This window comes from Negativicutes bacterium, assembly GCA_021372785.1.
Taxonomy (GTDB): Bacteria; Bacillota; JAAYKD01; order JAAYKD01; family JAAYKD01; genus JAJFTT01.
Genome location: JAJFTT010000071.1, coordinates 50,680 through 62,722, shown reverse-complemented (window position 1 = coordinate 62,722; position 12,043 = coordinate 50,680). Strand labels below are relative to the sequence as shown.

At 50.9% G+C, this 12,043-nt stretch carries 9 protein-coding genes, 8 tRNA genes and 1 other RNA gene; all 18 read left to right on the top strand.

Going from position 1 to position 12,043, the window contains the following annotated elements:
• The 18 genes from LLG09_09000 to LLG09_08915 all read left to right on the top strand — a co-directional run bounded on the left by LLG09_09000 (window position 1) and on the right by LLG09_08915 (window position 12,018).
• A complete protein-coding gene (locus tag LLG09_09000) occupies window positions 1–828 on the top strand; it encodes a kinase/pyrophosphorylase (protein ID MCE5197237.1) in 828 nt (275 codons plus the stop codon).
• Window positions 829–938: 110 nt separating this feature from the next.
• Complete coding sequence (gene dnaG, locus LLG09_08995; protein MCE5197236.1) at window positions 939–2,750, top strand: DNA primase; 1,812 nt, start codon at window positions 939–941, stop codon at window positions 2,748–2,750.
• Between the two features lie 224 nt (window positions 2,751–2,974).
• On the top strand, window positions 2,975–4,078 hold the full coding sequence (gene rpoD / locus LLG09_08990; GenBank protein ID MCE5197235.1) for an RNA polymerase sigma factor RpoD: 1,104 nt from the start codon (window positions 2,975–2,977) through the stop codon (window positions 4,076–4,078).
• Window positions 4,079–4,181: 103 nt separating this feature from the next.
• Window positions 4,182–4,256 (top strand) — tRNA-Asn (locus tag LLG09_08985).
• A 34-nt stretch (window positions 4,257–4,290) separates the two neighbouring features.
• Window positions 4,291–4,367 (top strand) — tRNA-Ile (locus tag LLG09_08980).
• 33 nt (window positions 4,368–4,400) lie between these two features.
• A tRNA-Glu gene (locus LLG09_08975) sits at window positions 4,401–4,476 on the top strand.
• A gap of 7 nt (window positions 4,477–4,483) precedes the next feature.
• Window positions 4,484–4,558, top strand: a tRNA-Val gene (locus LLG09_08970).
• A 104-nt stretch (window positions 4,559–4,662) separates the two neighbouring features.
• Window positions 4,663–5,370, top strand: coding sequence for a class I SAM-dependent methyltransferase (locus LLG09_08965; protein MCE5197234.1), 708 nt, complete (start codon window positions 4,663–4,665; stop codon window positions 5,368–5,370).
• Between the two features lie 49 nt (window positions 5,371–5,419).
• Window positions 5,420–5,782, top strand: an RNA gene (gene rnpB / locus LLG09_08960) — RNase P RNA component class A.
• Between the two features lie 147 nt (window positions 5,783–5,929).
• Window positions 5,930–6,005 (top strand) — tRNA-Gln (locus LLG09_08955).
• Between the two features lie 58 nt (window positions 6,006–6,063).
• Window positions 6,064–6,139 (top strand) — tRNA-Ala (locus LLG09_08950).
• Window positions 6,140–6,216: 77 nt separating this feature from the next.
• Window positions 6,217–6,292: transfer RNA gene (locus LLG09_08945), tRNA-Glu, on the top strand.
• Window positions 6,293–6,297: 5 nt separating this feature from the next.
• Window positions 6,298–6,383: transfer RNA gene (locus tag LLG09_08940), tRNA-Tyr, on the top strand.
• 190 nt (window positions 6,384–6,573) lie between these two features.
• Window positions 6,574–7,371 (top strand): rRNA pseudouridine synthase, encoded by a 798-nt coding sequence (locus LLG09_08935; GenBank protein MCE5197233.1) that lies wholly within the window; start codon window positions 6,574–6,576, stop codon window positions 7,369–7,371.
• Window positions 7,353–8,621, top strand: a complete 1,269-nt coding sequence (locus LLG09_08930) for an NAD(P)/FAD-dependent oxidoreductase (GenBank protein ID MCE5197232.1) — start codon at window positions 7,353–7,355, stop codon at window positions 8,619–8,621. The genes LLG09_08935 and LLG09_08930 overlap by 19 nt, the downstream gene beginning before the upstream one ends.
• A gap of 19 nt (window positions 8,622–8,640) precedes the next feature.
• Window positions 8,641–9,351, top strand: a complete 711-nt coding sequence (cmk, locus tag LLG09_08925) for a (d)CMP kinase (GenBank protein ID MCE5197231.1) — start codon at window positions 8,641–8,643, stop codon at window positions 9,349–9,351.
• Window positions 9,348–9,938, top strand: coding sequence for a 1-acyl-sn-glycerol-3-phosphate acyltransferase (locus tag LLG09_08920; GenBank protein ID MCE5197230.1), 591 nt, complete (start codon window positions 9,348–9,350; stop codon window positions 9,936–9,938). The genes cmk and LLG09_08920 overlap by 4 nt, the downstream gene beginning before the upstream one ends.
• Complete coding sequence (locus tag LLG09_08915; protein MCE5197229.1) at window positions 9,928–12,018, top strand: bifunctional 4-hydroxy-3-methylbut-2-enyl diphosphate reductase/30S ribosomal protein S1; 2,091 nt, start codon at window positions 9,928–9,930, stop codon at window positions 12,016–12,018. Before LLG09_08920 ends, LLG09_08915 begins: the two co-directional genes overlap by 11 nt.
• The last annotated feature ends 25 nt before the right edge of the window (window positions 12,019–12,043 follow it).

Below are 12,043 nucleotides of genomic sequence, written 5' to 3'. Positions count from 1 at the left end.
ATGGCGCGAACCGTCAATAAAATAATTTTCGTTTTATCCGATTCTTTTGGTGAAACAGCAGAGAGAGTTGTCCTGGCCTGTTTGGCTCAGTTCCCGCAAACCAATAACTTGGATATACGGCTTGTCAACAATTTAACGGACCGCGAAACTATCGACCGCGTGCTCCTGGAAGCCAAACAAGCCGGTTCGTTTGTGGTTTATACTATTGTCCTGGAGGATCTGCGCAGCTATGTGGTGGAGCGTGCCAGGCTGCTCGAGGTGACAGCCATCGATATTATGGGACCCGTTTTACAGTCGATTGAAAAATTAACCGGGGAACGTCCCCGTTATCAGCCCGGTCTGATGCATCGTTTGGATGAGGATTACTTTAAAAAAATGGAAGCAGTGGAATTTGCGGTGAAATACGATGACGGCAAGGATCCCAGAGGCTTTTTGCGGGCGGATATTGTTTTGCTTGGCGTTTCCCGTACCTCAAAGACGCCTTTATCGATGTATCTGGCCAATAAAAGATACTGCGTGGCCAATCTGCCGATTGTGCCGGAAGTGCGCCCACCCAAAGAATTGAAATTGATCAGCAAAGGGAAGATCATTGGTTTAACCATTTCGCCGGAGAAACTGGTTGAAGTACGCAAGGAACGTCTGAGAACGTTGGGATTGATGGGGCAGGCCCACTATGCCCTACCCGAGCGTATCGAGCAGGAACTGGCCTATGCCAATCAGCTCTACCGGGAGCTCGATTGCCATACAATTGATGTGACACACAGAGCAATCGAAGAAACAGCAACCAGAGTGATCGAATGGATAGAAGCACAGAAAAAAGAAATCTAGGCGGATGCCTGGCGTCAGGCCGGATTTCACGGGATTCTGCCGGGCACTGCAGGCAGGTTCGGCACAATACAGCCAACAATCAAAAAGAATAGAGAAAGGAGGCTGCGGCGATGGCAGGCAGGATACCGGAACAAGTAATTGAAGAGATTAACCGTAAAGTCAGTATTACCGATCTGATCGGCGAGACGGTTCAGCTCAAACGGGTTGGCAATCGTTATCTGGGCCTTTGTCCTTTTCATCATGAAAAGACACCTTCTTTCACGGTCGATCCGGAGAAACAATTATTTTATTGCTTTGGCTGTCAGACCGGTGGTAATCTCTTTGGCTATCTTCAGAAGCGCGACCACCTAAGCTTTGTCGAAGCGGCACGTGTTTTAGCGGAGCGGGCGGGTATCCCCCTTGCGGAGGATGCGGCGGATGCGGCGGATGCCGGCCGCCTGCAGTTGCGTCAGCAGCTTTATGATGCCTGTGAGGCGGCTCTCGTCTTCTATCAGCATCAGTATCATTTTCATCCGGAAGCCAAAGCAGCAAGACAATATCTGATCAAACGGGCATTGGAACCGGATACGATTGCCGCATTCCGTCTGGGTTATGCGCCGCCGGAGTGGCGTTTGCTGGCAGACCACTTAATGCAAAAAGGGTTTTCCGCCGACATTCTGGAACAAGCCGGCCTGATCATTCGTCAGCCCTCGGGAGAAGGCTTTTATGACCGTTTCCGAGACCGGATCATTTATCCGATATTCGATTACCGCAATCGCTGCATTGGGTTTGGCGGCAGGGTACTCCATGACGAACAACCGAAATATTTGAATTCACCGCAAACAGCCATCTTTGATAAGGGTAAAAATCTTTATGGAATTCAGATGCTGAAAAATCAGCATAATCTGGCGCAAATCATCGTGTACGAAGGGTATATGGATTTTATCACCACTTGGCAGGGCGGCATTCAGCCAGGGGTCGCCAGTTTGGGTACCGCTTTGACTATGGATCAGTGCCGTTTGCTGAAACGCTATACAAACCAGGTAATCCTTTGTTATGATGCCGACAGTGCCGGTGAGCGGGCAACGCAGCGCGGCATGCTTTTATTGCGCAAAGCGGGGCTGCAGGTACTGATCGCGCAAGTGCCGGGAGATAAAGACCCGGATGATTATGTGCGCCACAACGGAGGAGAGGCTTTTCAGCAGGTATTGCAGGCGGCGTTACCGATGTATCAATATTTTATGCAGCAGTTAAAAAAGAAATTTGATTTGCAGACGGTAGAAGGAAAAGGTGCCTATGTGCGCGAATTTGCCTCCGTGCTTTCGGAAAGCGACTCACCGGTGGAAATTGACGGGTATGTCAGAGAGTTGGCGCGGCAGCTGCAGATTACCGAGCAAGCGATTTACCGGGAAATGAAAATCGGCAGTCGAAACGATTTAGCAAATAGTGACAGAAAAGAAGGAACTCCTCACCCGATCGGCGAAATAAAACCGTCGGACGTTGAAAAAGGCTTAGCCGGTAATCGTTCCGCCGAAGAAACTCTGCTCAGATTGGCTTTCAAAGAGGCAAGATTCGGCAAATTACTTACCGACAAAATTGAAATCGATGATTTCAGCCCGCTGTATCAACCGTTAGTTGCGGCACTTTGGCCCTTGTGGCAGCAAGGCAAACGGGTGACGGTCACTGATCTGGCTGAGATGACCGAAGAAAACACCAGCAGTCTGGCGGCAAAGCTGGAAATCAGCGGAGAAGTTCCGGTTACGAACAGCGAGAAAGCATTTGACGACTGCGCGGCCTACCTGATCACTCAGCGTAATCGCAGACGCTTGAGTGAGCTGACGCAGCAGTTTGAAGCGATGCAGCCGGAAGGCGATATGGAAGCGATGGCGGTTGTTTTACAACAGATTCAGGGATTACAAAGGAAGCTGGGGCGTCAACGTTGAATAAAAATAAAATCAATCATCCTGAAGGAAAGGAGGGCGAGGTCGCAATGGTGAAAACGCATGCTATGGAACCGGCAGCAGAAACAGGCGAGAAGTTATCGGAAGCAAAACGAGCGAATACGGAGCAGACTGACGCTGCAGAACAGTCCGAAAACAGTACAAATCTGACATCAACTCAAATGAAAACCAACGGTCCGAAACCTTCCGAAAAAGTGGATGATCCCATGGCGATTTACCAGCCGGTGATCAGGAACATTATCAATCTGGTAAAATCAACGGGTGAAATTCCATACGAAGAAATTGCCAATCAATTGCAGGATATTGAAATGACGCCGGAGCAGATTGAACGTTTTTATACGGAATTGGGCAAAATTCTCAAGGTCGACGCGACACTGCCCGTGCAGGGGAAAGAATTGGAAGCGCTCGAAGTGCCGGATGAGGATTTTGAAAAACTGGAAGAGCCGGTCATTGAATTGGATTTAACGGTTCCCGACGGAATTTCCCTGGAAGATCCGGTCAGAATGTATCTCAAGGAAATCGGTCGGGTAGACTTGCTCACCGCGGACGAAGAAATCGATTTGGCGCAGCGGATGGAGCAGGGAGATGAAGCAGCCAGAGAACGGCTGGCGGAAGCGAATTTACGGCTGGTTGTGAGCATTGCCAAACGCTATGTCGGCCGGGGGATGCAACTGCTGGACCTGATTCAGGAGGGCAATCTTGGCCTCTTGAAAGCGGTTGAAAAGTTTGACTATCATAAAGGCTATAAGTTTTCCACCTACGCTACCTGGTGGATTCGGCAGGCGATTACCCGCGCCATTGCGGATCAGGCCAGAACGATTCGTATTCCGGTGCATATGGTGGAGACCATCAATAAATTGATCCGAATCAATCGTCAGTTGCTGCAGGAACTGGGGCGGGATCCGACTCCTGCCGAGACTGCCAAGGCAATGGATTGCACGGTGGAAAGAGTCCGGGAAATCATGAAGATCGCGCAGGAACCGGTTTCCCTGGAAACTCCGATCGGTGAGGAAGAAGACAGTCATTTGGGTGACTTCATCGAAGATCAGGAAGTGATGGCGCCCGGGGATGTGGCGGCTTCCACGCTGCTGCGTGAACAATTGGAAGATGTGCTTTCTACCTTAACCGAACGGGAAGAGAATGTTTTGCGGTTGCGTTTTGGTTTGGATGACGGCCGCAACCGCACGCTGGAGGAAGTCGGACAGATTTTTGGCGTCACCCGGGAGAGAATCCGGCAAATTGAAGCGAAAGCGCTGCGTAAGCTTCGCCATCCCAGCCGCAGCAAACGTTTAAAGGATTATCTGGAATAATTTAGAATGGATGCGTGTTAATTCTTTAAATTCCAGCGCTTTTAGATGGTTGACGAATCCAGACCGCTCTGTTATAATTCGACTTGCGTTTACGCCAAAAGATTCCACAATAGCTCAACGGTAGAGCAATCGGCTGTTAACCGATAGGTTGTAGGTTCGAATCCTACTTGTGGAGCCAGGAAATCATCGGAGTATTCCGTTGATATATGGACGGGCCCATAGCTCAGTTGGTCAGAGCTACCGGCTCATAACCGGTTGGTCCTAGGTTCGAGTCCTAGTGGGCCCACCAAGAGTTTTTGCGAAGCCTGTCCAGGCAGCAGCTGGCCCCATAGTGAAGCGGTCTAACACATCAGCCTTTCACGCTGACGACTCGGGTTCGAATCCCGATGGGGTCACCATTTTTTCGGGCGGGTGGCTCAGGGGTAGAGCACCTGGTTCACATCTAGGGGGTCGTAGGTTCAAATCCTATCCCGCCCACCACAGAAAACACAAAAGCAGAGAATTTTTCTCTGCTTTTTGCTATTGCTTGGCGCAGCTGCGAGGGCTCGACGCCGGCCGCATTTGATCGGAAAGAAGGGCGCTGAATGGTCGGAAACAAGCTTTTATTAAAACCGAGACTGCAGGCTGTTTTTGATTTATTGCAGCCCTGCGCAATTCTGTGCGATATCGGTACGGATCACGCCTATCTCCCCATTGCTGCCATTCAGCAGGAACTGGCCGGTTATGCCTATGCCTGTGATCTTCATCTGCCGCCTTTGAGAGCAGCAGAAAAGAACATTAGGATGCATGGTCTGTCCGGGCGTATTGCCTGCCGGCAAGGAGCCGGTTTTACCCCTCTGGACGAAGCTGAAACCGGTCAGGTGGTTATTGCCGGCATGGGCGGTCTGACGATCCGGACGATCTTGGCGGCAGCACCCGAAAAAGCCAAAAAAGCAGACCGGCTCGTGATCCAGGCCAATAATCACAGCAAAGAAGTCCGGCAATGGCTGGGAAATTCCGGCTTTACCATTGAGGCGGAAACCATTGTGCAGGAAAGAGAGTTTTATTACCAGGCCTTTGCCGCAGTCTATACCGCGCGCTGCGAAGCGTGGACCGATCTGGAATTGCAGTATGGACGTTTCAATCTGCAGCGCCGGGATGCGGTCGTGCTGTCTTTGCTGCGGCGTGAGACGGCTCTTTTAACAAAAGCGCTTGCCGGTATGCGGCAGGCCCGGCGTGATGTCAGTCCGGCAAGCAGGAGCGCCGAGGAGCAGCTGCAGCTCATCAGACAAATTCTCGGAGAATCCATTTGACTTTTGCAGTGTTTTCAGCTATACTCAATTGCTGTTACAAACTTCAGACCGGGTTGGTTGAATGATCGCAAAAAGAAGACCGCAAGGTGCTTTTTGAGGAAAGTCCGAGCTTCACAGAGCAGGATGCTGGATAACGTCCAGTGAGGGTAACCTTAAGGCCAGTGCCACAGAAAGATACCGCCGGATTTTCCGGTAAGGGTGCAAAGGTGCGGTAAGAGCGCACCAGCAGTCGGGTGACCGGCTGGCTCGGTAAACCCCATTCGAAGCAAGACCAAATAGGGAAGCAAATGAAGCTGCTCGCTGATCTTCCGGGTTGGTCGCTGGAGGTATCGGGTAACCGGTATCCAAGATAAATGATCATTTCGTGCCTTACGGCATAGGACAGAACTCGGCTTACAGACCCAGCCGGTTTGAAGTTTTTGTAGCAGCAGCCTGAATTTTCGTAAAACAGACTGCAAAAAATGCCGGACATGGCGAAATAGATGTCTTGCGGCATTCAATAACCCCAGAAAACTATTTGACAAGCCATATTCTACTTGTTATAATAACTCTCGTTGATTGGGGCATCGCCAAGCTGGTTAAGGCACGGGACTTTGACTCCCGCACCGTAGGTTCGAATCCTGCTGCCCCAACCACTTTCTTTTTCGGTCGTTTTTTTTCCTGGCAGGATTCCCGGAGCGGAATCGCAAACATGGGGGATTAGCTCAGCTGGGAGAGCGCTTGAATGGCATTCAAGAGGTCAGCGGTTCGATCCCGCTATCCTCCACCATTGTTCGGACCCGTTTTCTTGTCTTGCTGAACACAAAGGTTTTCTGCGCGGGAATTTCCCTCTTTTCAACCAAATACGGCCCCATAGTGAAGCGGTCTAACACATCAGCCTTTCACGCTGACGACTCGGGTTCGAATCCCGATGGGGTCACCATACATGGTGGGATTCCCGAGTTGGCCAAAGGGGGCAGACTGTAAATCTGCTAGCTTCGCTTTCGATGGTTCGAATCCATCTCCCACCACCAAAAAACCGGATTGATGCTATCAATCCGGTTTTTTCCATGAGAACAGCTCCGGAGGGTAAACACGAGAATAGCAGGCCGCAATTCCCGGAATTCTCCCGGGAAGGGAAAGGAATGCGGCGGCTTTACGGTGAATAGAATAAGGTAGGAGAGTTTAAACCCTGAGAAGACAGTCTGAAAGGTATTTATCGAGATGGAAGAGCGTTTACAAAAAATCATCGCCGCTGCCGGTTTGGCTTCCCGCAGGGAAGCGGAAGTATTTATTACTACCGGTTTGGTGCGCGTCAATGGAATTGTCGTAAAAGAATTGGGTCGCAAAGCAGATCCGGAAAAGGACGAAATCACCCTGGCCGGTAAGCCGGTGCAGGTGCAGACGCAATTTTTAACCGTAATGCTGCATAAGCCCAGAGGAACGATTGCTTCAGTGGGAGATCCGGAGGGACGCAGCGCTGTGACAGACCTGGTCAGCTTTTATAACACCAGGCTCTATCCGGTTGGACGGCTGGACTTTCAGAGCGAAGGTTTATTGCTGCTGACCAATGATGGCGATTTGGCTTACCGCCTGACGCACCCCAAGTATCAGGTGGAAAAATGCTATCACGTTTGGCTGGATCATCCGCTGCAGGAGGCAGATCGCCTCAAACTGATGGCCGGTGTTCTCCTGGATGGTGTCAGGACACAGACAATCGGTTTACAGCCCATCGAGAGTCCCGAGCGGCCGGGCTGTGTCTGGAAAGTTACCTTGCGGGAGGGACGCAACCGGCAGATTCGCAGAATGTTTGCCTTGTTCGATTACCGGATACTGCGCCTGATGCGCGTTCGCGAAGGCGGGTTATCGTTAGGCGCCTTAGCCGTGGGCAAATCACGCAAGCTGACAGAGCAGGAAGTGGAAATGTTAAAAAAAGAAGCCGGGGAACCCGTGCGCAAAGCACAGATTACAGCGAAACATCAGAAAACAGGCGAGGAGATTTTGTGGAAAAAAGAAGAGTAATTGTCGTTGGCGGCGGAGCGGCCGGGATGCTGGCAGCGATCCGGGCAGCAGAATGCGGGGCTCAGGTCATTCTGTTGGAACGCAATGAGAAACTAGGCAAAAAGCTGAGTATTACCGGTAAAGGCCGCTGCAATCTGACCAACGACTGCACCGCCAAAGAACTGGTCGCCAATATCCCCGGCAACGGTAAATTCCTGTACAGCGCTTTTCATGAATTCGACAGTCAAAAATGTCAGGCGTTTTTTACGGACCTGGGCGTGGAATTGAAAATCGAGCGCGGCAAACGGGTTTTTCCGGTCAGCGATCAGGCGGCGACCGTCGTGCAGGCTCTGCAGAAAAGGCTGCTGACTTTGCGGGTCGAAATTCGTTATCTGGCGCGGGTAACGCGGCTTTGGCTGGAAAATGGCCTGCTCAAAGGTGTCGTCGTTGGCAATCAATCACTTGCTGCCGATGCGGTGATCTTGGCAACCGGAGGAAATTCCTATCCCATGACAGGGTCGACGGGAGACGGCTATCTGCTGGCGAAACAAGCCGGTCATACCATTGTCGCTCTGCGGCCTTCTCTGGTGCCGCTCTTGGTCCGGGAGGAATGGGTCAGGCAGCTGCAGGGTCTTTCCCTGCGCAATGTAGAGGTATCGCTCTGGCAGGCAGAGAAGAAGCTCGCCTCTGAATTCGGCGAAATGCTCTTTACCCATTTCGGCGTCAGCGGACCGGTGGTTTTATCGTTAAGCAGAGCGCTTTTAGACAGCAAATCCGAACCGGAAGTGCAGCTTGCCATCAACCTGAAACCGGCATTAAAACCGGAACAGCTCGATTTGCGGCTGCAGAGAGATTTTTTGAACTATCAAAATAAACAATTTAAGAATGGTTTGGATGATCTGCTGCCGCAGAGTCTGATTCCGGTCATAGTGGCTTTAAGCGGCATTGAACCGGAAAAGCAAATGCATTTTATCACCAAAACGGAGCGCCGGCAACTGGCTGGCTTACTGATGGATTTTCGTATGACAATCAGTGGCACGCGTCCCCTGACCGAAGCCATTGTCACCGCCGGCGGTGTGAATCTCAAAGAGGTCACTCCCGGGACGATGGAATCGAAAAAGCTGGCCGGACTTTATTTTGCCGGAGAATTGCTGGATGTCGATGGCTTAACCGGCGGCTTTAATTTGCAGTCTGCCTTTGCCAGCGGCTACACGGCAGGTTTCTGGGCTGCCCGCACTGAATTTCAGGCATCTGCCGCATCTCTCCACTGATTGCAAAGGGGTTACAGGTATGAATCGACAATCCTCCGATAAGAAGAAATTAGTCATTGCCATTGATGGTCCGGCGGGAGCCGGTAAAAGCACAATCGCCAAACTCCTGGCGGAACGCCTGAAGATCCGCTACCTGGATACAGGCGCCATGTACCGCGCGCTGACTTGGCGCGCCTTGCAGGATCAGATCGCGATTGATGATGAAGCCGGGTTGGCTGCGCTGTTTCGCCGTCTTGATATGAAAGTGATTCTGGCAGAGCAGGGACAGCGAATTCTGCTGGACGGAGTCGATGCGACACCTTACTTGCGTTTACCGCAAGTCAGCGAACTCGTTTCACCCCTCTCCGCTCATGGTGAGATTCGGAAAATCATGGTGGAAAAACAACGCAAGATGGCAGCCGAAGGAGAAATTGTTTTGGACGGACGCGATATCGGTACGGTAATCCTGCCGGATGCGCCTTTAAAGATTTATCTGACTGCTTCCTTGCAAGAGCGGACCAGAAGGCGTTTAAAAGATTATGCCGATCAGGGAATTCAGATGTGTTTTACCGATTTAATGCAGGAGATTGCGGCACGGGATCTGCGCGATTCTTCGCGGCAGCATGCGCCTTTGCTGCAGGCGAAAGATGCAGTCTATCTGGACTCCACAGTTTTGAATCAAATACAGGTTGTGGAAATAATCGAAGAACTATGCAGACAGCGAGGACTTTTAGCGGAGGTGTCGGGATGACTTACTACCGTTTTTTATTTGGCTTGGCCAACAGTATCATTCGCTTGATCTGGCGGCCGCGTTATCGCAATACCGTTGCGGTTCCGGCCGTCGGAGCCGCGGTCATTTGCGCCAATCATACTTTCGCTCTGGACCCTATACTGATTGCGCTCAGTATTCACCGACCGGTTCATTTTTTGGCCAAGGAAGAATTATATCAAAACCCGCTGCTGCGTTTTATTTTGCAGCGAACCAATATGATTCCGGTCAAACGCGGCCTGAATGACCGGCAGGCCATGCGCATCAGCTTGAAATATCTGAATCAAGGTGAAATCTTAGGTGTTTTCCCGGAAGGAACCCGTTCCAAGACCGCTGAGCTATTGGAATTCTATGACGGAGCGGTCTATTTTGCCATGAAAACAGGCGCTCCATTGATTCCTGCCGCAATTATCGGTCGATATCGCTGGTTTACAGCCATGCAAGTTGTCTATGGCGAAGCGATCGCTGTGGAAAAAGCAGAGACGCCGGACCGTGAAATCATGCGCCGCCTGACCGGACGCTTAGCGGAAGAAATTGCAGTCCTGAAGAGGGGCAGTTATGGAGATTAGGAGAGCGGAATATCTGGGGTTTTGCAGCGGGGTCCGGCAGGCAGTCGATCTGGCGGAAAAGCACCTGGCGCAGAACGGGCAGTTGTATGCACTGGGAGCGTTGGTGCACAATCCGCGCCTGATTGCCGGGTTGGCGGAGAAAGGCATGCAGACGGTGGATGAGCCGGATGCCTTGCCGGACCACGCGGCGGTGATCCTGCGGGCGCACGGAGTTGGTCCCGGTTTGCGGCAGCGTCTGCAGGAAAAACAAATGACCGTCCTGGATGCAACCTGCCCCAGCGTGCAGCTTATTTTCAATTATGCCAAAAAATATGCCGAGCAAGGCGATTTGGTTTTGATCTTAGGTGAAAAAGGTCATCCGGAAGTGGAAGCAATCCTGGAATGGACGCAGGGCAATGGCATCATCATCGAATCCCTGGCTGATCTGAATTGCGTGGCTAAAAACAGGAAAATTGCCGTCGTCAGTCAGTCAACTTTGGCAGAGGATGTTTTTAAACAATTTGTTTTAGAAATAAGAAGGATTTTTGACATAGATGTCGTAATCAATACTATATGTTCCGCAACAAAAAACAGACAGGAAGCTGCGGTAAAATTGGCACAGGAAGCCGATCTGATGCTGGTGGTCGGCAGTTCACAGAGCGCAAATTCCAGGCATCTTTATGATTTGTGTTTTGCAGTCAATACAAGAACGCATTTGATTACGGGTGCGGCGGATTTGTGTTCGTGTTGGTTTACCGGAACTCGTGTTGTAGGAATCACAGCCGGGGCATCCGTTCCGGATTGGATAATTAAGGAGGTAGAATGTACAGTGTTGGAAAACGAAAACAAAGTGATTGAGGGAGAAGAAACGAAGGTCCCTGAAGTAGAGGAAAAGACAGCCGCCGAAGCGGAACCCGTCAGCGATACCGCAGAGAAAGCAGCTGAATCGGTTGTGACCCCGGAAGTACCCGCAGCAGAAACCGAAGAATTCGATATGGATTCTTTCCATTTGCCACGCTATACCCCCGGTGATATCATTCAAGCGACCGTGGTACAAGTGGGCAATGATGAAATTTTGGTGGATGTGGGTCAAAAGTCCGAGGGTATCATTCCTCGCAAAGAGTTTTCTGCCGATCCTTCCATTCTGCCGACCGATGTTCTGAAAGTCGGCGACGAAATCACCGTGATGGTCGTTCGCAATGAAGATCAGGAAGGCCGTCTTACTTTCTCTAAAAAAAGAGCCGACCAACGTCAGTATTGGGTTAAATTTACCGAATCTCTGAATAAAAATGAAGTGATGGAAGGTAAAGTCCTGGAACAAGTCAAGGGCGGATTGATTGTCGATATCGGTATCCGCGCTTTCATGCCTGCTTCTTTGGCGGAACGGCGTTTTACCAGTGATTTAAAACATCTGATCGGCGAAACGGTGAGAGTTCGTTTGGTTGAAGTTGACCCTGAAAAGCGCAGGGCGATTGTCAACCGCAAAATCGTGCTCGAAGAAGAAGCGGCCGTCGCCAAAGAAGCCTTCTGGCAGAATACTCATGAAGGCGATGTGGTCAAGGGTATTGTTCGCCGCATCACGAAATTCGGTGCTTTTGTTGATCTGGGCGGCATTGACGGTTTGCTGCATATTTCCGATTTGGATTACTATCGCGTCAAAGATCCTTCCGATGTGGTCAAAATCAATGACGAGTTGGAGCTGAAAGTTTTGAAACTGGATGCGGAAGCCGGCCGCATTTCACTTGGCTTGAAACAGATGAAAATGGAACCCTGGGAAGCATTTGCCCAGGAATACGCAGCCGGTGATGTCGTGCAGGGCACTGTCGTACGCATTACTCCCTGGGGCGCTTTTGTCAATGTGCGCCCGGGGATCGACGGCTTGATCCACATTTCCGAATTGGAAAACCACAGGGTTGAAAAAGTGGAAGATGTTGTTGCCGTCGGACAGCAGGTGGAAGCGAAGATTCTTGATATCGATTTGAATCGGAAACGCCTGAGCCTTTCTTTGAAAGCACTGCAGACAGAAGAAGGCATGGATGAAGCGGCCGTGGAAGAGATGAAGGAAGAAGTAAACGAAGGAAACAGCAACTCCGAGAGATAATCAACGCTTACTTTGGCCTGAATGA

Coding starts and splice junctions, on each gene's coding strand:
- LLG09_09000 (MCE5197237.1), top strand. CDS start 1: ATGGCGCGAACCGTCAATAAAATAATTTTCGTTTTATCCGATTCTTTT.
- dnaG (MCE5197236.1), top strand. CDS start 939: ATGGCAGGCAGGATACCGGAACAAGTAATTGAAGAGATTAACCGTAAA.
- rpoD (MCE5197235.1), top strand. CDS start 2,975: ATGGCGATTTACCAGCCGGTGATCAGGAACATTATCAATCTGGTAAAA.
- LLG09_08965 (MCE5197234.1), top strand. CDS start 4,663: ATGGTCGGAAACAAGCTTTTATTAAAACCGAGACTGCAGGCTGTTTTT.
- LLG09_08935 (MCE5197233.1), top strand. CDS start 6,574: ATGGAAGAGCGTTTACAAAAAATCATCGCCGCTGCCGGTTTGGCTTCC.
- cmk (MCE5197231.1), top strand. CDS start 8,641: ATGAATCGACAATCCTCCGATAAGAAGAAATTAGTCATTGCCATTGAT.
- LLG09_08920 (MCE5197230.1), top strand. CDS start 9,348: ATGACTTACTACCGTTTTTTATTTGGCTTGGCCAACAGTATCATTCGC.
- LLG09_08915 (MCE5197229.1), top strand. CDS start 9,928: ATGGAGATTAGGAGAGCGGAATATCTGGGGTTTTGCAGCGGGGTCCGG.